Source organism: Parafrankia sp. BMG5.11 (genome assembly GCF_004337455.1).
The window spans coordinates 1-23,908 of sequence record NZ_SJXI01000060.1 but is presented as its reverse complement, the minus strand read 5'-3'; the positions used below and the strand labels follow the sequence as shown (position 1 = coordinate 23,908).

Annotated in this window: 17 protein-coding genes and 2 pseudogenes; 9 read left to right on the top strand and 10 right to left on the bottom strand. The window is 67.8% G+C overall.

Annotation, left to right across the window (positions count from 1 at the left end; genetic code table 11):
* Window positions 1-210 precede the first annotated feature (210 nt).
* Window positions 211-888, top strand: coding sequence for a response regulator transcription factor (locus E0504_RS34695; RefSeq protein ID WP_112107546.1), 678 nt, complete (start codon window positions 211-213; stop codon window positions 886-888).
* Window positions 889-995: 107 nt separating this feature from the next.
* The gene (locus E0504_RS34690) at window positions 996-1,379 is read left to right on the top strand and encodes a response regulator transcription factor (protein ID WP_112107545.1); all 384 of its coding nucleotides are present in this window, start codon (window positions 996-998) and stop codon (window positions 1,377-1,379) included.
* Between the two features lie 13 nt (window positions 1,380-1,392).
* Here E0504_RS34690 and E0504_RS34685 read toward each other — a convergent pair whose 3' ends face one another.
* The 7 genes and pseudogenes from E0504_RS34685 to E0504_RS34655 form a co-directional block, all read right to left on the bottom strand.
* Window positions 1,393-3,531, bottom strand: a complete 2,139-nt coding sequence (locus E0504_RS34685) for a GAF domain-containing sensor histidine kinase (protein WP_112107544.1) — start codon at window positions 3,529-3,531, stop codon at window positions 1,393-1,395.
* Between the two features lie 49 nt (window positions 3,532-3,580).
* A complete protein-coding gene (locus E0504_RS34680; protein WP_243657755.1) occupies window positions 3,581-6,013 on the bottom strand; it encodes an FtsX-like permease family protein in 2,433 nt (810 codons plus the stop codon).
* A gap of 66 nt (window positions 6,014-6,079) precedes the next feature.
* Window positions 6,080-6,856, bottom strand: coding sequence for an ABC transporter ATP-binding protein (locus E0504_RS34675; protein ID WP_112107542.1), 777 nt, complete (start codon window positions 6,854-6,856; stop codon window positions 6,080-6,082).
* Complete coding sequence (locus tag E0504_RS34670; protein ID WP_131626636.1) at window positions 6,853-7,182, bottom strand: hypothetical protein; 330 nt, start codon at window positions 7,180-7,182, stop codon at window positions 6,853-6,855. The genes E0504_RS34675 and E0504_RS34670 overlap by 4 nt, the downstream gene beginning before the upstream one ends.
* A 775-nt stretch (window positions 7,183-7,957) precedes the next feature.
* Window positions 7,958-8,200, bottom strand: a pseudogene (locus E0504_RS54490) (TetR/AcrR family transcriptional regulator); the annotation flags it as partial.
* Window positions 8,201-8,569: 369 nt separating this feature from the next.
* Window positions 8,570-9,196 carry a hypothetical protein gene (locus E0504_RS34660; RefSeq protein ID WP_112107540.1) on the bottom strand — a complete coding sequence of 209 codons (627 nt, stop codon included), beginning with the start codon at window positions 9,194-9,196 and terminating at the stop codon, window positions 8,570-8,572.
* Between the two features lie 213 nt (window positions 9,197-9,409).
* Complete coding sequence (locus E0504_RS34655) at window positions 9,410-16,036, bottom strand: TIR domain-containing protein (protein WP_243657754.1); 6,627 nt, start codon at window positions 16,034-16,036, stop codon at window positions 9,410-9,412.
* 835 nt (window positions 16,037-16,871) lie between these two features.
* Here E0504_RS34655 and E0504_RS34650 point away from each other — a divergent pair.
* Window positions 16,872-17,435, top strand: coding sequence for an RICIN domain-containing protein (locus E0504_RS34650; RefSeq protein ID WP_160144304.1), 564 nt, complete (start codon window positions 16,872-16,874; stop codon window positions 17,433-17,435).
* 95 nt (window positions 17,436-17,530) lie between these two features.
* On the opposite strand, the gene E0504_RS34645 is transcribed toward E0504_RS34650, so the two are convergent.
* Complete coding sequence (locus tag E0504_RS34645) at window positions 17,531-18,211, bottom strand: response regulator transcription factor (RefSeq protein WP_165938705.1); 681 nt, start codon at window positions 18,209-18,211, stop codon at window positions 17,531-17,533.
* A 50-nt stretch (window positions 18,212-18,261) separates the two neighbouring features.
* Window positions 18,262-19,548, bottom strand: coding sequence for a sensor histidine kinase (locus E0504_RS34640; protein ID WP_112106241.1), 1,287 nt, complete (start codon window positions 19,546-19,548; stop codon window positions 18,262-18,264).
* A gap of 108 nt (window positions 19,549-19,656) precedes the next feature.
* On the opposite strand from E0504_RS34640, the pseudogene E0504_RS52500 reads away from it, so the two are divergent.
* Window positions 19,657-19,818, top strand: a pseudogene (locus E0504_RS52500) (ABC transporter ATP-binding protein); the annotation flags it as partial.
* A 181-nt stretch (window positions 19,819-19,999) separates the two neighbouring features.
* Here the strand turns inward: E0504_RS52500 and E0504_RS54485 are convergent.
* Window positions 20,000-21,193, bottom strand: coding sequence for a helix-turn-helix domain-containing protein (locus E0504_RS54485; RefSeq protein WP_131626634.1), 1,194 nt, complete (start codon window positions 21,191-21,193; stop codon window positions 20,000-20,002).
* 228 nt (window positions 21,194-21,421) lie between these two features.
* Here E0504_RS54485 and E0504_RS34625 point away from each other — a divergent pair, with 228 nt between their 5' ends.
* The 5 genes from E0504_RS34625 to E0504_RS34615 all read left to right on the top strand — a co-directional run.
* Complete coding sequence (locus E0504_RS34625; RefSeq protein WP_207974635.1) at window positions 21,422-21,664, top strand: hypothetical protein; 243 nt, start codon at window positions 21,422-21,424, stop codon at window positions 21,662-21,664.
* A complete protein-coding gene (locus E0504_RS34620; protein ID WP_131626632.1) occupies window positions 21,658-21,903 on the top strand; it encodes a hypothetical protein in 246 nt (81 codons plus the stop codon). Before E0504_RS34625 ends, E0504_RS34620 begins: the two co-directional genes overlap by 7 nt.
* A gap of 189 nt (window positions 21,904-22,092) precedes the next feature.
* On the top strand, window positions 22,093-22,269 hold the full coding sequence (locus E0504_RS50685; protein ID WP_165938700.1) for a hypothetical protein: 177 nt from the start codon (window positions 22,093-22,095) through the stop codon (window positions 22,267-22,269).
* 296 nt (window positions 22,270-22,565) lie between these two features.
* Entirely contained in the window at window positions 22,566-22,709 is a 144-nt protein-coding gene (locus tag E0504_RS50680; RefSeq protein ID WP_165938699.1) for a hypothetical protein, read from the top strand.
* A gap of 269 nt (window positions 22,710-22,978) precedes the next feature.
* Window positions 22,979-23,908: cupin domain-containing protein (locus tag E0504_RS34615; protein WP_243657753.1), on the top strand; the 930-nt coding region annotated here is incomplete at its 3' end.

The following is a 23,908-nucleotide window of genomic DNA, read 5'->3' as shown; positions in this document are numbered from 1 at the left end:
TGTCGGTCAAACGGTCCGGGTGCTACCACCCGGATTTCTGGCTTCCACCACCTCGCCGGGGATGGCGCATAAGCGCGGTTTCGTGGAGGACCGCCGACGCGGTGGCGGCTCGTCGCGCCGGCGGCGCATGGCACGCAGACGTTCCCAGCCGCTGAGGGTGGGTGGCCGGATGACCAGGCATCGGGGGGGTCGCATCACTAAGCTGGTGGGGTGGCGTTACGTGTTGTCCTGGCCGACGACTCCCTGCTGATGCGTGAGGGTGTGCGCCGACTTCTGGATCTTCAGGCCGACATTACCGTCGTCGGGTCCTGTGGCGATCTGGAGGGGCTTCTCGCCACGGTGGAGGCTGAGCGGCCGGACGCCGTGGTGACAGATGTGCGAATGCCACCGACCGGCACGGACGAAGGCATCCGTGCGGCTTCCCTCCTGAGATCCAGCCACCCCCGGGTCGGGGTGGTGGTGCTCTCCCAGTACACGAGCCCGGAGTATGCGTTGAGCCTGTTCGAACGGGGCAGCGCGGGCCGGGCGTACCTGCTGAAGGACAGGGTCGGCGAGCCGCAGCACCTGGCCGATGCGGTGCGCGCGGTCGCCGCCGGTCGCTCGGTGGTGGACCCGGTGGTGGTGGAGGCGCTGGTCACGGCCCGGACGTCCACCCGCGCATCGGTGCTGGCCTCGCTCAGCCCGCGGGAACGGGAGGTCCTGTCCCGGATCGCGCAGGGAAAGAACAACGCCGCGGTCGGCGCCGCGATCTTTCTTAGTGAAAGGGCTGTGGAGAAACACATCAACGCCCTCTTCGCGAAGCTCGGGCTGACCACCGAGCCGGATATCAACCGGCGGGTCAAGGCTGTCCTCATCTACCTTGCGGAGCAGCAGGACGCCGGGCCCTGAAACGGCGTCCTGAATCGGTACCTGGGCTATGGCTCTATCCTGGCCCTCCGCCGGAGTCGTGCCAGCACCCTTGTTCCGGGGCGGACCCGACCGGCACCATCGGACGCATGGCAGTGAACGGCGAGGGCGGCGCGGTCGCGGTGCTCGTCGTCGACGACCAGGAGCTGTTCCGGGGAATTACGTGCGCCCTGGTTGGGGTGGTACCCGGCTGGCGGGTGGTGGCCGAGGCGGCGTCTGGCGAGGAAGGCGTCATCCTCGCCCGGCAGATCCGGCCGGCTGTCGTGCTGATGGACGTCTATCTGCCCGGTATCAACGGGATCGAGGCGACCAGGCGGATCATCGCAGGCGATCCGACGGTGAATGTGCTGCTCATGTCGAGCTATGCCGTCGAGGACTTGCCGCCGGGGGCTGACGACTGCGGTGCCGCCGGCTACATCCGCAAGGATGATCTCACGCCCGCGATCCTGCTGGAGCTCAGTCGCCGGAGCTGAGGCGGCCGGACCCCTACCCGCCTGGACGTTCGCCTTCTGCCCGGGCAACGCGGGTCATACCTTCGGGGTTCGCCCGGGGGATGAGGCCGCGCACGGTGGTCCCGGCGCCGGGTGTGGAGACCACCTCCACCGTGCCACCGATCGCCCCCAGTCGGTCCTGCATGTTGACGAAGCCGTGGCCGCTGACGGCTGTCTGGTCGAAACCTGCGCCGTCGTCGGATACCGAGAACCGGAGATCCTCGCCGTCGGCATCCACCCGCACCTGGACCCGCGCGTCCGGCCCGGCATGCTTGCCGGCATTCTGCAACGCTTCGACACAGCAGAAGTAGAGGGCGGCCTCCACGGCGGACGGATACCGCGCGGTGGTCACCTCCACCGAGCATTCCAGGGGGCAGCGGGCCGCGGCCGCACGCAACGCCGGCGCGAGGCCGTGGTCGCGTAGTAGCGGTGGGTAGATGCCGTGTGCCAGTTCACGCAGCGCCGCGGTCGCCGCCTGCACGTCACTGCGCAGCTCCGCCAGAAGCGGTCCGGTCGCGGCCGGGTCGGCGGCGATGATCTGCTCGGCCATGCCGAGCTTCACCGAGATGCCGAAGAGATGCTGCTGGGCACCGTCGTGCAGGTCCCGCTCGATCTGCCGGCGGGAGGCGTCGGCGGCGCCGATGATTCGCGCTCGGGATGCCTGCAGCTCGGCGTTACGCTCCTGCAACTGCGCCAGGGACGTCTGCAGGGCCGTGTCCAGGCTGATGTTGTGCAGGGCCAGGCCCACCGGACGGGCGAGTTCGGCGAGGATGCGGTCGTCCTGGGCGGTGAACGGGGGTCCGGTCGGCGGCCGCCGGACCACCAGCAGGCCCAGCAGCTCCCCGAAGTGTGTGACGGGCGCCGCTCGCACCAGCTCGACGCCGGCGCCCGCGCTGTCGGCCGGCGCGGTGACGCCGGACTGCCTCGGGGCGGGCTCGGCCGTACCAGTGGCACCGGCCGCACCGGCACTGGTGGAACCGGCCGTGCTGGCCGGACCGGTGAGCAGGCCGGGAATCCAGATCGCGAGCCATCTGGTACCCGCGGCCCGGGCCTGGGCCACCACGGTCCGCTGCTGTTCGCTGAGCTCGATGGCTGCCGGCGGCCGTTCTGGCACCGAGACCGTCCTGGCCAGGATTCCCTCCGTCCCGGTCCACACCTCGGCTCCTGCCGGCCCCAGCGTGGCCCGTAACAGCTCGGCGAGCTGGAGCAGCAGCTCGTCCATGGGGACCGCTCTGGTCATCCGGGCGCTGAAGGTGGTGAGCAGTTCCTGTGGGGACGGTCTCGCGCTGTGCAGGGCCCGTTCGGCGGCGTCGACCAGGCGGGCCCGGGCCGGCCAGGCGAGTGCCGCTGTCACCAGGGCCGCTAGCAGGGACAGCCCGAGAACGGTCCGCTCGCCGCCGACCGGCCGGTGGCCCATACCGATCACGGTGACCAGGTAGACGATGTCGGCAAGTACGGTCAGCCCGGCGACGACGAGTGCCCCGGTCAGCGCCCGGGGGGCCAGCTCTGCCGTTCGCGGCCAGATACCTGCGGCGAGACCGAGCGGAAGCGCCAGCATGCCGGCCAGGGCCGGCAACATCGGCTGTGTTGGGGTGCCGACCAGGAGGAGAAGGGCACCGGCGACGCCGGCGCAGGCGACCGCGATCAGCCCCCCGGCGGCTGCCCACAGCAGCGTCCAGCGCGCCTGCTGGTCCGCGCGGGCCGCGCCGACGAAGCCGGTCAGCGCCGCGCAGCCGGCCATCGCCCCGGTAAGGGCACCAGCGGGAGCGGCTGTGTCGAGGCCGGCGGTGGCCAGCGCGGCCGACCAACTGAGCGCGCCGGCGACGAGGAGAGCACCGATCGCCCGCCGGCTGGTGCTCGCCAGCCTTCCGTGTGGGACGGCCAGCAGGACCCAGGTCCAGGCGACGACGACCAGTGGGCCGAAGGCAGGCATCGCGACGACCGCCGTCTGGAGCGCGGTGACCACGGCGGCACCCCGGGCGAGGCCGGGACGACCCGCGCGCGCCGCGGCCACGGTCACCGCCAGCCAGCCGGTGCTCAGCAGCGCGGCGATCACGCCCGGCGGTTCGGGCCCCCGGACGGCGGCGAGGACGACTGCCGCGACGACGGCCACGGCCGCGACCACGCTCGGCACGACCTGATCGGCCCACCGCCTCCACCGCCTCGGCCCGGCCGTCCCGCCCTCACTCGGCACGCAGGGCCTCGCCGACGCTGATCCGGGCGGCGCGGCGGGCCGGCAGGGCGGCCAGCAGGCTGCCGATCAGCAGCGTCGCCGGGACGACGAGAGCGAGGGCGAGCTGCGCGACCGGCCGCACGTAGAGGACCGGGATGCTCGACGCCACCGCCCGCCACATCGTCCAGCCCAGCGCGAGTCCCAGCGGCACGCCGAACAGCAGCCCGGTGAGGGTGAGTGTGATCGCCTGGGCGAGAGGGATCAGTCGGCTCTGCCGCCGGGTGAGCCCGAGCGCGCGCAGCACAGCCACCTCGTGCCGGCGCCGCCGCACCGCAGCCGTCAGCGTGTGTCCGGTGGTGGCGACGGCGAGCAGGGCGAGGAAAACGCCGAGCGCCAGCGGCAGCCCGCGCACGTTACGAAGCTGTTGGGCCTCCCGGGGAAGGCCGGCCGGACCGAACTTTGCGGCGTTCTGCCCGCCGAGCACCGTCGAGATCCGCTGGGAGACCACCTTGGCGTTCGCGCCGGATCGCAGCGATGCGTGGATCTGGTGGTAGGTGAAGGAGCCGCCGGGGAACAGCGCCCGGTAACCGTCCCCCGTGGTCCACGCGCCCTTCGCGTAGCTGACTCCTCCCTCGGGCACGAGCGCGACGCCGGTGAGCCGCATCGGCGCCCGTGCCGTTCCGGCGAAGGTGAGCGTGTCACCCACCTTCGCGCCGGTCTCCCGGACGGTCTGCGGAGCCAGCGCGATCTCATCCGGCGCCACCGGCATCCGCCCGGACAGCGTCACGGTCGGTAACGGCCGGCCTGCCACCGCCGGCTGGTGGGTGAAGACGTGGACTGGCAGCCCGCTCACCGTGGCCACACCGACCCGGGTGTCGTTGACCGCGACAACGTCCGGATCAGCCGTGAACGCGTCCAGGACCTGCCGCGTCGGCGCGAAGTCCGCGCCGTTGAAGCCGACCCAGCCTTCGATCTGGTACGTGTGACCGAACCGCTGGGGGTTGCCCGCGGCATCTGCGACGCCGGTGTGGAACGTGAGCGCGGCAAGCACTCCGAGCACGCCGAGCACGGCGCCGATCAGGGCCGACCGGACCGGCGCCGCGGCGCGTCCCCGACCGGGCTCGAGGGCGAACTGGGCACCGATGAGGACCGGTACCGGCAGACCCAGCCGGTATGCGGCGTCGACGACCATCGACCGGGGGGGTGCGGCGGCGACTCGTTTCCTGACGAAAGCGGACCAGGCGCCGAGTGCCGCCGCGGCCGTGACGAGGGCCACCGCCATGACTGCGGTCCCGGCCAGCACAGCCAGATCCGCATGCCTTCCCGGGGCGGGCTCGTAGTCGGCTGCGGTGCCGATCGGGAACGCTCCCGAAGCAGCCACCGCGGCCGCGGACGCCACGACGGCTCCCACCGTCGCGGCGAGTGCCGGTCCGCCCGCCGCGGCCGCCGTCGCCTGCCCCCGGGTCATTCCCAGCGCCAGCAGGACCCGCAGCTGGGCAGCGGCCGCCGTCGCGTATCGGGCGGCGGCCTGACCGAGCACGACGGCCGAGGCGACCAGGGCTGTGAGTGCGAACATCAGTAGGGCGTTCCGCTCGAACCCGGTGATCCCCTTCGCGTCGCGTGCCTCCTCGACCAGGTTCTGGAACTGGATGTCGTCCTGCCCGGTGAGCTGGGCGAGCCGACGCTGGAAGTCGCGGAGACCGGCCTCTCCGTGGGTGAGGCGAACCGCGGCGAAGTCGACCCGGTGCCCACTCGCACCGAGCAGGTTCGCGCGGTAGGCGTCGGTGAACGCCACCGTCGTCATGATCACGCTGTGGTGGGTGAAGTTGTTCATCGCCGGCGAGCGCACCACGCCGACGATCCACAGCGGCTGGCGCGGGCCGCTGGCGGCGTGGAGTACGTTGCCCGAGAGGAACGCGTCGGTCTCCCCGGGTGTGAACAGCCGGGCGGTGACCGTGTCGCCCACCCCGACGTGATGGCGTTCGGCGAACGACTCGGTGACCATCGCCTCGCCCACCTGCGTCGGGTCGGCGAGCCGGCCCGCGAGTACCACCGCCCTCTCGACAGTCCGGGTCAGCTCGGCGTCGCCAACCGGATACCAGTAGTCCTCGCCGTCAAGCGTCCCGACCCCCTCGATGTTGAGGTGGAAGTCGACGGTAAGCAGCATGGTGCCGGCCGCCTCCACCCCCGGCAGACGACGCACCCGGTCCCAGTCGAACCCTGGCGTCCTGGGCGCGACCAGGACGGTGGCGGCGAGGTTGGAGTCGCGCAGCCGGTCCACCGCCGATCCGCCGCGCCGCGCCCCGGCGGTGGCGGCCATCACCACGCCGCAGGACAGCGCCACCAGCAGCGAGAGCACGGCCAGCGACCGCCAACGGCACCGCAGATCGAGCCGCAGGAACGCCCACACCGGCAACAGCCCAACCGCTGCCGACCGGACCATCCTCCTGCTCGCGGTCATCGCCCTGTACTGCGAGCAGAGCGAGGAATCATCGCACCAGCGCGGCGGTCATGACGTTCGCCCGCCAACCCGGGCCGGTTGCGCCGCACCCCCCGCCAGCCCATCGATGATCACACCGTCGCGCATATGGACCAGCCGCCCGGCACCAGCCGCCACCTCGGCCGAATGTGTGATCATCATGATGGTCTGTCCGTCCATGTGTAACCGGCGGAACAGCTCGAGGATCTCCAGCCCGCCGTCACTGTCGAGCGCGCCCGTGGGCTCGTCGGCGAGCAGCAAGGTGGGTTCGTTCACCAACGCGCGCGCGATCGCCAGCCGCTGGCGCTGCCCCCCGGACAGCACCGACGGCAGCTGGTCTGCTCGGTCACCCAGACCGAGCAGGTCCAACAGATCGCGCGCGCGAGCCTCGGCGTCGCGGCGACGCATCCCCCCGATGGCCGCCGGCAACGCGATGTTGCGCATCGCCGACACCCCGTCGATCAGGTTGAAGAACTGGAACACCACGCCGATGTGGTGCCGGCGGAACCGGGCGACCCAGTCCGGATCCCGCCCGCTGATCGTCTTCCCGGCAACCTCAACGGTTCCCTCGTCCACCGTCTCCAGGCCCGCGATGACGTTGAGCAGCGTGGACTTACCGCAGCCCGACGGACCAATGATCGCGACGAACTCGCCGGCGCGGATCTCCAGGTTCACCCCACGCAGCGCACGGACCGGCGCCAGTTCGGCGTCGAAGGTCCGCCGCACCCCCCGCAGCCTCAGCGCCACAGGGGCGGTAGGCGCGGCCGTGGACACGTCCTCGGTGCCGGTGACTGGTGTGGGCCTCATGCCGCACTGCCAGAGACCGTGTCCCCGACCAGGGTGTATTCGAGCTGTTCCGCACTGCCCAGTGCAGCCATGACGGCGTCCCGCACGTGCTTCAGGGCGGTTCCCCCCTCGCTGACGATCGCCGCGTTCATCTCCTGGAGATGGTCGCTCAGCCGGCCGGCAAGGACCGCCGGGTCGGTGCGCGGGGCGATCGCGGAATAGTCTCGGACGTCCGACACGAGGTCCGTGATGGTAAGCGGTCCGGTCCAGGTCTGCTCCGCCGCCCCGGGCGTCGCCCCGCAGCCTCTCGGCGAGACTGCCTGGCAGCAGCCGGGAGTGAGTCTCACTCGGCTCCTCCCGGCGTAGAATTGCAGCATGCAACATACGCGGCCGGTCCGGCGCGCTCTGCCGGCCCGGGCTCGCACCCTGCGTCAGCTGTAGGCACAAGTCACCGACCCTGACGTTCGTCCCCGCCAGGGTGGCGCCTTGGGCTGCTTGCCCTGGGCAACCTCTGGCGCAGTTCCTAGTGGTCCGCAGTCAGCGCACCGTCGAGCTTCACCGGCGACAGCATCGCGGCGACGATCTCCTGGTCGAGTATCGATCCGTCCATCGCGACCTTCCGAATCATGCGACCGAGCTACCCGGGTCGGCCACCCTCTCCTCGCGCAGACAGGCAAAGCCGACGACGCCGTCCTCACGCCGTCCGTCGCGATAACGACTGCGGTTACGTCCAGATCGGCGCGCAGCACCGCCCCGCGCCTTCGAGGCGATCCGGTTATCGCCCGCGAGCAACACCGTTATCCACCCACGGCGACCATTAAGCTGCATCGCGGCCTTTCCGACAAGGGTGGTTAGGACCCCGGCATTCCGGGTGCCAGCACCCCGTGGGGAGGCCTACAGGCACCCCGGTCCACCGCGCACGGGGACCTTGATACGAAAATCATCGGGCTGCGACCTGAGCTAATGGCGTGAAAGCGGCCGGATGACCGGTAGGAGGTCGACTCAGGTAGCCCCCTCGGCCACGTTGCCTCATTCCTGTCCGGTGCGTGGCGTCTAAGGTTCCGTCTCGCGCTGGCTAGACGGCTGGAGACATAGATCCATGTCTGCGGCATGCCGATAGTTCTCGCGTGGATCGTCCACCGCGTCGATCACCGCGCTGAGCCGCTGGGTGGTGCCTTCGTGGCGCGATTCGAGATAGGCGCGGACGAGCGCCTCCTTGCTGCCGAACGTGTTGTAGAGGGAGCCTTTCGCGACGCCCGCGTACTCGATGATCCGGTCGATCCCCACCGACTGGACGCCCTCGGTGTAGAACAGCTCGTTCGCAGCGTCCAGCAGTCGCTGTCGGGCTGGGCGCGGGTCACTGATCTCGGCGTTGGGCTTGCGGCCACGCCGTGCCGAAGTGGGCCGGGTCAGGCCGGTCTGGTCGGCACAGCAGAGACGCGACCTGGTCGCCGTTCCGGAGACAGCGATCAGGTCCGTGTGGGTCGTCATGGCCGTGTGCACGTCAGGTCGAGACGTGTCAGCGACAACCAAGGTGACAGCCGAGCGCGCGGTCCAGCGTGGACCTCCACGGACGACGATGGACGGAGCGCACCAGGTCAGCGGACGATATGGATGTCCGCGGGGGCGGGATTGCGATGGTTCGCGAGCCCACCGGCCGCCTCCCGTAGCCGGGCCCGTGACCACTGCCCGGTCCGTCCGCGTCAGCGGCACCCGAAAGGCAATCCGCAGGTATCAGGAAACCCTGAAGAACGTCTCGGAGTCGTCGGGACCGTCGACCGCGAACACGATCCACGTGCCGCCCGCGACCTGGTCCGACGGCACTGACTTGCATATGTTTCCCTGTGCCGAGGCACCGGCGTACACATTCCCGGCATCGATGAGCGGTTGTGGGAGCGCCCCGCAGTTGTCGTCGACGTTGAGGTAAAAAATGTTGCCCTTCGAACCGACGAACTTGAATCCCAGTTCCGCCCATGCCGTGCCCTCGTCGGGTCCTCGGTAGGTTGCCTCCAGGGGCACCATCACGTACTGCCGGCCGGCGACCGGGGGCTTGTTGAAGGTGTTGGCGGCCAGGACCTGGTCGGTGGCGTTCTGGATGGTGCGGCCGAGCTTGACGTCCCAGTCGCCGATCCTGGCGGAGGTGCCGACGGGGAGGGGATCCTGGCGGGTACCGGGCTTGCCGGCGACCGCTGGGCTGCCGCTCACGGCCGGGGTGTCGCGGTCGGCGGGGGTGCCGCTGCCCGCTGGGGTGTTCTGCTGGGCACCGTTGTTGCCGGCCGCCGCACGGCCAGCAGACGGGTTGACGTTGACGTCGACAGTGCCGCCTTCCTCGGCTGGGTCGCTGCTCGCGCAGGCAGTCACCAGGAGCAGGGCGGCGGTGGCAAGAAGTGCGAACAGGACGATCCCGGCCGACCTTGCAGACCTGTCATAACCTTTGACATTGATCGTTTCCTGTGGACTTCGGGGTTCGATGTCGGGTATCAGACCGAATCAGTCATATCCGGAGAATCACCATATCGACTGACCGGCTCTGACACAGAGCAGCGTCACAACCCTACGATCGCGCAGGCACCCTCACCGGCCGGTAGCGCCAGCCTCGGGGAACGTCTGGGAGGTAACGGAGGGAACGTCGAATCCGAGTTCGACCATGCGCGCGACGATCCGCGATGGTGTCCAGCGGAACCGGAACGACGCGGCGAGCATCTCGGCCCGCGAGACCGGCCGTTCCACGTATGCGTCGGACGTGTCGGTGAGCAGATCCGCGAGCTGCCGGTCCACACCGTCGACGACGATGTCGAGCGCGGAGTCGGCCGCTGTGGGCACGGCACAGCCGAGTTCAGCGAGCCGGCTGACGACGCGCCGCGGCGACCACCGCAGATAGCCGGCCGCGCCGATGACGTGGGCGAGCGGTGCGGGGCGCCAGCCCAGCCAGGGGCCCCGCCCGTCCAGACATGAGCTCAGCAGGATGGCGTCCTGGGCGGTCAGCGCGGCCGCCGCCATGTCGGGCAGTGTTCCTGCCTCCGGCACAGGCAGGCCAAGGCCCGTGAACGAGTCGCGGACGCTCGCCGGATCACGCCCGGTGAACTGGGCGACGGCCAAGATCTGCGCCGGCGACAACAGATCGGCTTCCGACGCGGCAGTATCCATGCAGTAAAACGCGACGGTAGCGTGGCCGCGAGTCACCCGGTCGAGCTCTCTCGGCTCTCCGAGTATCTCCAGGCCCAGCCGGTCGTACCGCTCTCGGATCTCGACCACATCACAGGAGAGGACACAGGCCGCGTTATAGACGTGCGCCAGCGGTACCTGGCGCTCTGTCAGCCGAGGCGCCTTCCCGTCCAGGAACTTACTGAGCAGGACGACGTCGACGGCGTCCACGTCGTCCGGCGCCCGGTCCGGGAGGTCGGCGATGGTGAACCCGAGATGTCTCAGGCGGCTGGCGATCTCGTGTGTCGGCCGGCCGGTAATCCCAGCCGCGGCCAGAACGTGACCCGGGCTGATCTCGTCGCCTGCCAGCCACGGCGGCTCCCCGTCCAGAGCCCAGCTGAGCAGGTCGACATCGTTGAAACACAAGTCGTCGGGGAAGCGTGCCCCGGCATACGTGTCGAGGCCCGCACCGAGTCCGCCAATCCAGGCGGCCAGCTCCGCCGGGCCGCGCGAATGGCCGCGGGTGGAATCACGGTATGCGGTGGCGAGGATGCTCGCTCGGCTCAGCCCCGCCCAGCCATGGTCGAGCGACGGGTCATCGGAGACGTCGAGCAGGTCGACGACCGTGCGTTCCTCCGCCGCGGTCAGCTCGACGTCCGCCACCGGGTCGACGTCGAAACCGAGCTCGCCGAGCCGGTCGGCGAGAGCCCGCGGTGTCTCCCCGGTGTGTGCCGCGGCGCGCAGTACGTGAGCCGCGGAGACGTTCCCATCCTGGAGAAACGCGTCATGGTCGTCGAAGTCCCGTGCCAGCAGGGCGATGTCGGATGAACGGACGGGCGATGCCGCCCATCCTCCTGGATCGGCGGTCGCCAGCCCGAGCTGGCGCAGGCGCAGGGCAACGTCCTCGGGTTCACGGCGCAGACGGGTGGCTGCCGCCCGCACCTGTGCGGCAGGGACGAAGTCCATGCTCACGAGATTTGCATTGCCGTCGAAGAACGAGCTCAGGATTATGCAGTCATCGTTCGTTATTTCCAGGTCTCCGACATCCGGAGTCGCGACGCCGACCTCCGCAAGCAGGTCGAGGGATACATCGATCGGAAGCCCTGCGTCTCCAGCCATGTTGAGGAGATGGCGAATCTCAAATCGCCCAATTCTAGACGCATTGACCAGGACAAAATCATTTATCTCTGCGATCCGCGCAATTCGGTTAGATCTTGGTTCAGATACCTGCGCCACCGTGTAATGATTCGAGTCGAGTAACGCAACCAGGACCGGATATCTCATCTTCGCGGCGTTCGCGAGCAGGAGCAGATGAACTCGATCTATGGGCGCACCCACGGTCCACAGTGGATGATACTCGTCCACGACCGGGAAACGGTCGGCTATATTCGGCCGCGACCCGGCCGGCAAACGAAGCGTCCGTGCCACGGGGAAGCCGAGTTCCCGCAGGCGCCCGACATTGTTGTCCCTGCTACCGGTCAAATCCGATCTCAGTCCACTCAGATAGCTGGTGGGAACCGGGACGGAGCTCAGCGCGCCCTCCGTGTCACGGCTCACGATGAATGCATCGCGCTCCCCAGCACCCAAGCAGGCCGCCGTGTTGATCTGGGGCGTCCGGTAACCGAAACGGCGCAGCCGGGCGCAGACCTCGACGAAAGTCGACTCAGTGTGCAATGCGGACCGGAAGACGTGGGCGCGGCCTACCCGTCCCGCCGGCAGCCACGGATATCGCCCATCGAGCTGTGCGCTCTGCAGGACCAGGTCCATGGGAGCCGCGTCCGCGGGATCGCCAGGTGGCGGCCACACCGCGAGGCCCAGTACCCGCAGGCGGTCGACGATCTTGTCAGGGTGCATCAACAGGCGACTGGCCGCGGCCAGGACATGACCAGGAGCGACGGTGTGGTCTCGGCCATCCCACGCCCAGATCGGCATCTCCCCGTCGAGCCCTGAACTCAACAGTGCCTGATCAAGGTCCGTGATTTCGACGACCTCGACGCTCTTCAGACTGGGGACCTGATAGCCAAGACGGCGCATCCTGCTGTCCAGCGTCCTCGGCGGGCAGCGCAACCTGCCAGCAACGAAACCAACAACTGCACGGTAACGCGCGGGGATGCGCCGTGAATACTCGAGCCTGACGACCATGATCGCTAGGTCGCTGGGAACCACCATTTCGCAATCGCCGCGGACGTCCCGAGCGGGCGGGAAGCCATCCTCCGCGCGCGCCCAGTCAGCCATTCGAGCAAAGAAGGTGGTGTCGGGAACGAGGTAGCTACGGAGAAAGTTCGTTCCTGATCGAGCGACGGGGCGGTCGGTCTGCCCCGCGACCGGCCCGAGGCCGCTGTCGACGGCGAGAAGACCGGTCCGCGCGACCGGCACTCGGACGCCGCCCGTGCCGACCCAGAATTCGCCGTCGGCGGCCATCGCCTCGAGCACGGCGTCGGCGACCAGGGGAAACGAGTAGGCGAAGGCGATGAGCCAGTCGACGGTCACCTCCAACACGTCGGACGCGCGCAGGACCGGTATCGCGGCCGACAGCAGCGCGTCGACCGCCGGCTCGTCCATCAGTTTCCTGATCTTGTTACGGTCGACCGACAGCTCGGGTACGAGGCGCCCGGTCAGGTCGAGCACCACACCGAGCACGGCCTCGCCGACCCACAGCCCGTCGGCGAGAATCGCGCCGACGCCGTTGCACCACCACACGCCACGACCGGCATTGACAATCTGCGTCGTCAACCGGCGAAGTTCGTACTGCAGCGGGTCTGTCTGCCCGACAGGCGCCGACGGGGCAAGTTGGCCGGCAGGCCAGTGCTCCAGCGCGGCGCCCTCGGTGGCGTGGGTGTCGAACTCGGCGACCCACAGGATCCGGCGCAGGATGTCCACACAGGAGATCGGCGGGCGCTTCGGATCCCGGCTCAGGTACAGCCGCACGCTGGTACCGCTCTCCCCGCCCGGTCCCAGTGGCTCGATGCGGAACAGGTTGCCGGGGCCGGCGATCGTGACCCGCAGCAGCTCGCCGGGCCGGCCGTCGGGCCCGAGGCGGCACGTCTCGACCCGGATCTCGTCCGCGATCATGAAGTAGCTCAGGACGCCCACCCCGAACCGGCTGTTCGGGTGGAACTCGACCGGTGGGTCACAGGCCGCCCAGCGGCCCATCTCCTCGACGACCTCGGGAAGGTCGACCGTCCGGGTGCCGGCCTCGGCGAAGACGTCGGAGATCTCCCGGTAGCCCATGCCGATGCCGTTGTCGCGGCATTCGATGTAGGGCGTCCCGTCCGGCTCGAATCCCTGCCGGAAGTCGATCCGGCCGGTCCAGGTCGACGGGCGGCCTGTGGTCCGTCCCAGGTATTCGGTGCGGGCGCGGCGGTAGCGGCAGGCGTCCAGCGCGTTCTGGTAGAGCTCGCGCACGGCCAGCGCGCGGTTCTCGTAGAGCTGCTCGCCCATGAGCAGCTCCTGCACCCTGTCCTCGGCGAGGCGGAACTGGGCACCCGCGGAGGTGTAGCCCGGGTGGCCGTCGATCTCGGCCGCGCGGACATCGTCCGCGGTGGCGTGGGTGGGCATTCCGGCCAGGGCGGGTATCTCGGCGGTCGCCCGGTGGGCCTCCGCGAGCAGAGCGTCGAGGCTGGCGGTGTGACGTTCCAGGGCGACCTGAAGCGCCGGGTGCCGGCACTCCACCGACAGGGCGCGGGTGGAGCGGCCCCGGCCCTGCCATTCGGCGCGACGCAGGGCCGTGCGGACCTCGCCCAGGTCGACCGCGTCCGCGACACCGAGATGCTCGACGAGGACGACCGGCAGTGCCGCGAGCTCCAGTGCCATCCTCTGACCGATGGCGAGCAGGTAGGCGACGAGCCGTTCCCGCAGCGGCATCTCCTCGCTCGTCGCCGGGGCGACCGTCACCAGGTCGCACAGCGCCCGGACCCGCCCGGACTGGTTCAGGAAGGTGGGTGTCGCGCGTAGCGCGGTGAGGATCTCCGCCACCCGTTCAGTGCGGAACACCTCGGCGGCGAGAGTCTCCTGGACGCCGTCGCCGCCCAGGCCGGCGAACAGCTCCCGCAGCACGGCCTCCCACCGGGCCGTCACGTTGGACTCGCACCACTTGTGGGCCAGCCACCAGGCGACGAACGCGGCAGACGTCTGGTCACCGGAGAGCTGTGCCCGCTCGATGCGGCGGACGAGCCGGGGATGGGTGCGGGTGAAGGCGTCGAACTCGACGCGGTCGACCCGGCCGGTCGGAACGTCGGCCGAGCTCGGGTGGGCGACCGTGGCTCGGGCGACGAGGATCGTCCACACGGTCTGGTGCAGGTAAGGCCCGGCGACGAGCAGCGCCGCATCGGCCGCGGACAGCTCCTCCGGCCCGGGCGGGAGCTTGCCGACGAGGAACTCGACCCGGCGGGCCATCCGGCGGGCGAGATCCGGGTCGTGCCAGGGATCGTCCGCCAGGACCGCGACCGCCTCGTCGTATGCCCGGCCAAGGCGGTCGACCAGCGCGCCGGTGGCGGCCCGGAGAGCGGCGGTGACAGGGTTGTCAGCCGTCCGCTCCCAGGCTCGGTGATGGTCGGCGGCGGCCGTCCAGGCATGTGGAGGGGTGTCAGCGGCGTCCCCGCCGGGCCGCGGGGGGAAGGGACGGAATCGGTGCGGATCGCAGGAGGACAGCGGGCGCAGGAGGCAGCGGGGGCCCTCGTACTCGGAGCCGTCACCGCGGCCCGCGTTCGCGGCGCGCTGTCCTGGAAGAATCCGCGGGTCGGGCGTGCCGGGTCGCTCGCCTGACCCGTGGGCGGCGGAATCGCCCACGAGGGGTGACATCGCGCGTTCAAGCGCGGCGTGCAACTCCCCGAGAGTGCCCGGCAGCGGGCGTGTGGAGAGCACGTCCACAAGCGCCCGGGTGAGCGACGGGCAAGCGGTGGGATCGCGGGGCTCGTCGTCGGGCCCCGTGCCGGCCGCGGCCTGCCCACGGTAAAGGTAGGCGACGTCGACAGCCGATGCGGCGTCGAGACGACCGGCGCCCCATCCCTCATCCGTGACCAGGGCACGGACACCGTCCTCGAACCAGGTGCTGCCGTCGACCAGGATCAGCACACGTGCGGCGGCGGTGCGGGCGAGCGGCCTGGACCAGTCGACTGGAACGCACAGATCCCAGAAAGGCTGGTACCCCACGGTGGCATCCGCGGGAACGAGGAAATCCCGGCCGGCGTCCGCACCTCGGCCAGCGCGGTGGACGCCGTTCCCCGCGAGGAGGAGAAGCAGGGTGGCGCCGGGCGCGGCGCTGCTGAGGAAGCCGTGGACAGCCGCCTTCACCGCACTCGTACCCGACCGGGAGCGGTCGTGGATCTCCGTGCGGTAACCGACGGACTCCAGCTGCTCCGCCGCGGTGTCGAGCATGCCCGACAGCCAGGGCAGCGCGGGAAGCCGCTCATCCTCATACGAGGCAACGCCGATGAGGAGGGCATGGAATTCGGCCGGTCGGTCTGGCATCGGGACCGCGCGCTCATCGCTGGCCCCCGGGAAGGCCGGTGAGGCCGCGGCGTTCGGGAGCACCCGCGGTCCGGGTACAGCAGGCAGGCCGGGGAAGAGGGGTTCACGCGCCGGTTTGGCCCGGCCCGCGATCACCTCCCGGACTCTCGCCATCAGCGCACCGCGGGCGCGATGCTCCGCCATTCCGAACAGATCGAACGAGACGACCTGACCGAGCAGGCCAGGACGGGCGCAGTCCTCGATCCGGACCGGGATCAGCCGTCGGCGCGCGCTGTCCGGATCCGCCGCCACCGCGGCCTGCCATTCCCGCGTGCCGTAGGCCGAGTCCAGGTAGGCGGCTGAGAGCACAGCCAGGGTTCGGGTCGCGTCCCGGATGCCGCTCTGCATTGCGTGCGTCCAGTTGGTGCCGGCGACCATGTCCCATGCCTGGAGCAGGACCCGGAAGCCGTCCGCTTCGAGCTGCCAGGCGATCCACTCCGCCCAGGGGCGGTCGGCCTGGGTGTAGGAGACGAAGAAGTCCCAGCGATCGGTGGAACCTGCGGTGTCGTGACCCCCGTCGAACACCCGCAAAGTATGGCAGCACGTCACCGGGGGAGCCCTACCGCCATGAGTAACCAGATGAACTCGAGCGTGCCGGCGTCGGTGCGGTAACGATAGATCAGCGCTTCGAGCTCGTCGGCGGTCGCGCCGCTCAGGCCGATGCGTTCGGCACCGGTCAGTCGCAGAATGGCTCTGCGGGGGTGAGTCGAACGCTGACACAGTCCGGCGGGCTGTTGCGGAGCGCGCGCCGCGCACCGACGCCGCCGAAATTTGCGTTCACGGCTTCGGGTGTAGCCCAGGTCTTCCGATCTTGCTTCGCGTCTTCCTTGCAGAACCCCACCGCCAGGATTCCTGTTCGATGGCGGTATTCAGGCCGGGCACGTTGGTGGATGGGGTGGCTGGCGCGACGCCGTTGCAGATGGCGGCGTAGGCGCGTTCGTAAGCGGTAGGCCCAGGTGAGGTGTCCGCCGTTTCGGGATTGCTCTCACAGGCAGTGAGTGCGGTAATGGCCGCGAGCGCAACCAGGGCGGATGCCGCCCGGCGTATTCCCACGTGTACCCCTTTCGGAAGGGCGTCAGGCTAGCGGACGGTCCCAACTCCGTTCCGGAGGGGTGGACGAGTGGCTCAACGACGGCCGCCAGGACTACGAGTCCGGCCACGCACCGCGCGGCCACCGTGCCAGGAGCTGACCGGGACGAGGTCTGCGCCGGACGCCAGGAATTACCGTGTCCAGCTCCGGTCACACGACCTTGTGGACCCCCGCGACCATGCCGCTACCGCTGTACAACCCACTTGCAACCACCATCCGGATACTTCTGGTCGCAGCTGAAAGCACGGCACTCGGCAATCATCGTGGAGTCACCCACCTTTACTGGAGTTTTTTGTGACCACTCACCGGATCAAAACACTGCTCTCCCTGCTCTTCACGCTCGTTCTGGCCGCACTCGGCGCACCGTCTGCGGCATACGCCGAAGGCGCGAACTCTACTGCGATACGTAGCTCCGCGGCCGACGCGAAATGCGTAGGACTGGCCGACCGGGGCAGTACCGCCGACAACACCCACCTCATACTGTGGGACTGCCATTACCATATCGACCAGCTCTGGCACGGCGCCGGTACCACCGGTCTGATAGTCAGCACAGCCGCAGGAAACAAATGCGTGGGACTGGGTGTCGGGGGTAGTACAACCAACGGCACCCCGCTGGTACTGGAGCGCTGCAACGGAGACCCCGACCAGCAGTGGGAATTCTATCCTCTCGGTGAGAACACCTACATGATTCGCAACTATCCGTCCCGCAGGTGTGTGGGGCTGGCGAACCGCGGCAGCACCCTAAATGGCACGGATCTAGTACTGTGGGACTGCCATCTGCATCCGGACCAGCGGTGGGTTTTCACGGTGCCACCACGAGAGTACGGATTCAGGGTGCCGATCGTGGGGAGAATATGAGAACAGGAAGGGCTTCTACCCTCTCAGTCGTCACCGAACCCACCATAACGCAACGACAGGCAGCGTGAACGTAGGCACGATGCGTAGCGACCACGCTAGGGCTTGCCGGCCTCCACGAAGCCGGACTCGTAGGCGATGATGACCGCCTGGGTGCGGTCACGTGCGCCGAGCTTGGCCAGCACGCTGCTCACGTGGGTCTTGACGGTCTGGGCACCGAGGTACAGCCGGTTGGCGATCTCGTTGTTGGACAGTCCCTCGCTGATCAGCCGGAGTACGTCGGCCTCCCGGTCGGTGAGCACGGCCCGTCGCATCGTCTCGTGGGCCTCCCGGTTCGGTCGCCTGCCTGCCATGTACCGGATCGCTTCGGGAAACAGCAGGCTCTCGCTGGAGACAATCGTGCGGACGGCCTGGACGATCTCCGCGGGCCGGGCTCGTTTGAGCAGGAACCCGTTGGCCCCGCTGCGGAGCGCTTCGTAGACGTAGTCGTCCAGTTCGAAGGTGGTGAGCACGAGGATCTTCGGGGGCTCGGCAACGTCTGCGAGGATCTCCCGGATGGCCGCCAGCCCGTCGACCCTCGGCATCCGAATGTCCATGATCACGACGTCCGGGCTCTTCTCCCGGATCAGTGGCACGACCTGTGAGCCGTCAGAGGCCTCTCCGACAACGTCGATCTCGCCACCTGACTCCAGGATGACCCGCAGCCCCACACGCACCAGTTCTTCGTCGTCGACGAGAAGGACTGAAACCGGCGCCGGGCCAGCCTGGGCGCGTTTCATGTTCAGGGTGTCGCGGACACAACCGGGATCTTCCCAGCGGCCGTCCGCTGTCACGACCGACCGTCCGCTGGGGCGGTGCCATTGTCGTAACTGGAACCGATCAGGTCGCGACGCACGGCCTGAACACCGGATCCCATGCCGAGGGGAAGCCGGGCTTCGACGATCCATCGGTCGTCCTGGGGCTTCGCGCTGAACTCGCCGCCGAGGAGGACGGCACGTTCCCTCGCTCCTCGCAGGCCTTTGCCGTCCTGCCGCGGTGGGCTGGCGGACCTGGCGGGCAGTGGGTTGGCGACACGCAGCTCCAGGCAGGCGTCGTCCACAGCGACGTCGATCGCCACCGTGCGGCCCGGCGCGTGCCGCAGTGCGTTGGTCACCGCCTCCTGCAGGATCCGGTAGGCCTCCCGCGACACGACCCCGGGGATGTCGTCGGTCCGTGGACTGACGTCGGCGAGGATCGGGGTTCCTGCGGTCCGTGCGCTGTCCAGCAGGGTGTCGAGCTCGGCCAGCGTGGGACGGGCCCGCGGTCCCACGGGGGCGTCGCGGAGGAGCCCCAGGGTCCGTTCGAGATCGTCCATGGCGCGCCGCCCGGTCTCCTCGATGACCGTCAGGGCACGGTGGACGAACGCGGGATCGGTGGTCGCGAGCTCTCTTGCCGCGCCTGCCTGCAGGATGGTCAGGGTGAGTGCATGGCCAATGGAGTCGTGCAGCTCCGCGGCGAGTCGGTTGCGTTCCAGGAGCTGCTCAGCCCGGTGCTCGACCTCCGCCAGCCGCTCGGCCGGAGACGGGCCGAGGAGGGCCCGGGCCGCTCGCACCTGAAGCGCGCCGGCCGCGACGATCGTCCACATCAGGGCAAGGATCAGGGGCGGCGCCAGAAGTGGCCCCAGGAGAAGGCGATCACTGTCCAGTACCCGGATTCCGGCGACCTGCAGTGGCCCCTGCCGGAAAGGGGCAAAACCGATCTGGACGGCGAGGGTGAACCCGTTGGCCGTCAGTGCCAGGACGGCAACTCCGAGCCAGACGCGGAAGGCCAGCCAAAGCCCGGTCCGCCGCCGATCGTACAGTGTACGCGAGGGCGCGAGGCTGATCTCGGCGCCATCCCGCGGTTTCAGGAGCCATCGCGCCTGGACACCCTCCGCGTGGCGGGTCCCGGGCACGATCGCGGCGAGCGCCAGCAACGGCAATGGGGAGATCAGGCAGAAAAGCAGGGTGCGTGGCAGGGATTCGTCGAAACCGGGTACCACCATGACACAGGTGCCAGCGAAGACCCCGCCCATGGCCAGATGCAGCCAACGCGTGTAGACAGCGGGCCGGAGCAGGGCAGCGACAAAGAGCGGCACTGCTCCATGATGCTCACCGCCGCCACCGGGCACCTCCCCCATGAGAGGGAGCGAAGTCAAGACCGCCAGGGGATCCGCTCGTAGCGTGCCATGGCGCTTACTACGACCATGACGACCAAGAAGGAACGACCGCCCCGGGTTCTCATCGACGTCCGGGATCTCACCAAACGCTACGGGCCGACCGTCGCCGTGGACCGGCTCAGATTTCGGGTCGAACCGGGTCGCGTGACCGGTTTCCTCGGTCCCAACGGGGCGGGCAAGCCCGCAACCGAAGTACCTACCTCCTCAGCAGCAACGCGCTGACCTGCGCTTGCAACAGCAAGCACAGGTCGGTCACGCTCGATTCCGACCGAGCCTTGGGCCCCCGATGCCGCCGGTCGTCACGTGACGACTGAGGATCGCCCGGACGGGGTAGGGGGTGCGCCCGTGCACAGCGCGGCAACACACATGATCATCTCTGCACCCCGAGCCCGTCGCGCAGTGCTGCTACAACGCTCTTTGCGCGGGCCGGAGCCATCTCGGCAGATGCCAGCACATCGTCAAAAATCTCAGACACCAACCCGGATTTGATCACACCCGTAAACTCAGTGATCTCGCGCGCGGTCAGTTCTGCATCTGAGTACGCTCCGAATTCCACCTGAGCCCGCATGAGATCGGCAAGATGATAATACCTGGACCGAGTTTGGTCCACTGGCGTATACCGAACCGCGTCGGCTAGCTTCTCAATAGAACGTCCAGCATTCTTTAGGTCACGCTCGACTCTGCCCTGAAACCATGACACCTGGCGATCATCCACCCACCATGCCCATGGCGGGTCAGAATCGTCGGTGCCGTCCGAATGAAGCGACACCGCTTTCTCTAGCGCCCGTCGAGATTCCGATTCGTTCCCCAATTGCGCATGGGTCAACGCCTCCCGGAATCGGAAAAGCGCCTCGACAGTAGGCGACGGCGAGGAATCAAGGATGCTTCGGGTGATATTCATGGCCTCCATGGGTCGACCGACATGACCAGCACTCATCGCCATGTTCTGCAAAATCAGAAGTTCGATCGTTCGGTTCCCTGCTAGCCGGGTCAAAGCCAGTGCCTCATGGTTCATCCTGCGACTCGCAGCGTGGTCCGCTGCCTCGTAGAGAAACCATCCCGCTACTTCGGCTAGCTCACCCGCGGCGGCATATGCGTCTATACGGTCACGCTCGCCGAGCGGTGAAACACCCATCCTCTGGTGAACCTCATCGAATGCTCGGACAGCCAATGGTGCAGATTGTCGACCGCCCATCATGTGATCCAGACCGAGAAGCGATTCAATCCGCCGATGAATTGATCGAACGTACGCGCCCGTAATGGGTTCACGGAGGACCACGACTTCGCCGGATGCGAAAGTGTCGTGGTCGTCGATCAGATTACCGTGACCGCCATCCGGCTTCGAGCCCAGGGCCAGCGATCCAGTCAGTAGATCATCTAGCTTCTCTGGAGATACCTCAAGAGTTTCGCTGAGCCGCTTTCGGCTGTCCGGGGAAGGCTCGCTTTCGCCACGCTCCCACCGTCCAATTGTGGTCCGATCGACGCCCAGTTGGTCCGCAAATGCCTCTTGGGTGTAGCCCATGGCGCGGCGCCTACGGGCCAGACTGCTTTGCTTTCGAGCCATCGGCCAACTCCCCTCGTGCCTCACGGATGCATCAATTTTGCATCATCGGTGCCGTGGCACTGATGTGGTCGGTCCGCCACTGTACGTATGGGCGCTCCGAAACCACCCAGTCGGACCGCACACGATCGGGGCGCCCACCTTGACGCCCCCGGGTGGGCTGCTGCACCCGATGCCGGTACACCCGGGGGCACCCGCACGACCGCCACTAGGGGGACACCGGTGCCATACGTGAAGTGCACCCGAGAGGGGGCGCCACCAACCGTCACCTACCTTGAGTGGCCTTACGTGGTGGCCGCCGGTCTGGAGTCACTCGCCAGTGAGGCACTGTCGGAGCCTGACGTCCTGTCTGTCGAGCTGCTCGACGATGCCCGTTCGCGCATCCTCTTCACCGAGAAGCCGCGCGCAACGCTGACCCCCGAGCGGCGCGCGACGCGGGACACGGTCGTGACCTCGGACCTACCCCCATGCTGACCGTCGTCGTCCACTACGTGGACAGCCGCTCACCCGCGATGACAATGACCAACTCCGAACTGCTCGGAGATGCCGATCTTCCGGAGCTTGCCTCTCGTCTGGCACGTCTCTTGCCTGCCGCTAAGCGGGTGCAGATCTTCGACGATGACCGTCCCGTGGCGGACACGGATGCTGCGGGCCCGGCATCTGACGACGGTCTGATGCCCCTGCCGGTGGTGCCGGAACCATGGCGTACCTGAACCTGTTTGCGGACACGGTCGGGACACTCTGGTACGTCCCGGAGTGGAAGGTCCGACGTGGGGTTGATCTCCCCGAGTTGGCTCGACGCGCCATCTCCGATGACCCGAACCTATCCAGAGTTGAAATCCTCTCGGATACACGCGAGGTCGTGCGGGTTATTGCCCGCTTTGACGAACGGTAGGCGACAGATGGGGCAGAAGATCGTGACCGAAGTCGATAGGGCGACAGTTCCCCGCACGGCCAGCGATCTTCCGGCCCGCACTCCGACAGCGATTCCCCCTCCCGAGACAGAAGTATTCGACATCAACCGGGTTAATCTCGCCGCGTTGCGGCGAGTTGTCGACCGCCTTCAGGTCATGGATTGATCAGGAAAAAATGCCTTACGTTGTAGTCGAATGGGACAACCATCGACCAATGGAGCATTACTTACCGCCGAACTCCGTTGAGGGTCTGGCCTTGAAAGATATTGCCGAGGTGGCGCTAGCCCAGCATGCCGCCTGTTGCGTGACGATCCTCAACGAGGGTCGGGACTCCATTTACGAGATCAAGCGGCATGAACCGAAAGCCACGGCAAGCATTTCTCCGTCAATATTCCGTTCCCCAAAATAGGCTCCATACTACGGCAAAGATCTTGCCGTAGCTCAAATTGTAGGAGGTAGATATGGAACCCACTGACGATCTCGTGGTGGCCGTCGAAACCCTGACCGTGATTCAGGACCGGTTCGACGTCGAGCATTCGGACGGCGGAAGCACCGGCCGCAGCGACGGTGGGAGCGGCGACGGTCTGAACTTCCCGGAGGACTGACCGAGTAGAGACTCCGTCCGGCCCGACGCCCCGCGAATTATGTAGATCAGGAGGTCAAATTGACTCTCGTAGACCACCTTTTGGTCCAAGGAATTCAGACGGCGTTGGGCTGGTCGGATGTCTCGCCCCTTGGTACCTCCTTCGCCCGAGGAAGCTTGAAAGACCCTTCTATTTGTCGGCAGTTGATGACCTCGACTCGGCTCCTCGACATCGTGATGCGCCGTAGCCTGGAACCACCGCAACTCCGATGCTTCCAAAATGGAGCCGAGTTGCACCCGAGTGACTATCTCCGATCACAGCCGAACAGACGACGACAGAATATCCGAGTCGTCGATCCGGGCGCACTCGCTAGGCTTCTCGACTCCGGAGCAACCCTCGTACTCGACGCCCTAGACACGTTCGATCCAACAATGGAGGTTGCAACCCGAGCCCTCCAGTGGTGGTCACACGAACTCGTTCAGGTGAACGCATATCTCACGACCCGTTCGAGTTCCGGATTTCCGATTCATTGGGACGATCACGACGTCATCGTTGTTCAACTCGCCGGTGAGAAGACGTGGGATGTCCGGAGCTATTCGCGTCGGGTCCCGATGTACCGTGACGCGGGTCCGAACTCCGTTGTCTCCGAAGAAACGGTCTGGCAGGGGACGATGGGGCCGGGCGACGTAATGCACATTCCACGCGGATACTGGCATCAGGCGGCCCGTGATGGAAATCAGGACCCGCTGAGCCTTCATCTGACTTTCGGTTTCGTCAAGCGCACCGGGGTTGACTGGTTCTCGTGGCTCGCCGATCGCGCCCGAGAGACTGAGCTATTCCGGCAGGATCTGACCCGCTCCGGCTCTCCGGAGGAACGGGAGTCCGAAAGGCAGAGACTCGAAGCCGCCGTGATCGACCTTGTCAGGGGGAGCCCACCGGAATCCTATTTGAGATCTCGGGAGAGATCGCAGCCACCGGCCCGTCAGGCACCCTGTTTCCCGCCCGGAGAACTTCCGACGTCGGTTGTGTGTGTGACGGAGTTTGCCCCTGAAATAGAACGCGGAGATGAGATGGTCACGGTCTACGCCGGGGGTAAACAGACCACCGTCAAGAGTAAGGCCGAAGCCGAACTCTCCGTCCTTCTAAGTGGCTGCCCGGTTGACGTCCTCACTCTGCATGACGAAAGCGGCCTCGATATCCGGCTCTTCCCAGTTCGCCGG

Coding starts and splice junctions, on each gene's coding strand:
- E0504_RS34690 (WP_112107545.1), top strand. CDS start 996: ATGGCAGTGAACGGCGAGGGCGGCGCGGTCGCGGTGCTCGTCGTCGAC.
- E0504_RS34620 (WP_131626632.1), top strand. CDS start 21,658: ATGCTGACCGTCGTCGTCCACTACGTGGACAGCCGCTCACCCGCGATG.
- E0504_RS34645 (WP_165938705.1), bottom strand. CDS start 18,211: ATGAAACGCGCCCAGGCTGGCCCGGCGCCGGTTTCAGTCCTTCTCGTC.
- E0504_RS50680 (WP_165938699.1), top strand. CDS start 22,566: ATGGAACCCACTGACGATCTCGTGGTGGCCGTCGAAACCCTGACCGTG.
- E0504_RS54485 (WP_131626634.1), bottom strand. CDS start 21,193: ATGGCTCGAAAGCAAAGCAGTCTGGCCCGTAGGCGCCGCGCCATGGGC.
- E0504_RS34675 (WP_112107542.1), bottom strand. CDS start 6,856: ATGAGGCCCACACCAGTCACCGGCACCGAGGACGTGTCCACGGCCGCG.
- E0504_RS34680 (WP_243657755.1), bottom strand. CDS start 6,013: ATGGTCCGGTCGGCAGCGGTTGGGCTGTTGCCGGTGTGGGCGTTCCTG.
- E0504_RS50685 (WP_165938700.1), top strand. CDS start 22,093: ATGGGGCAGAAGATCGTGACCGAAGTCGATAGGGCGACAGTTCCCCGC.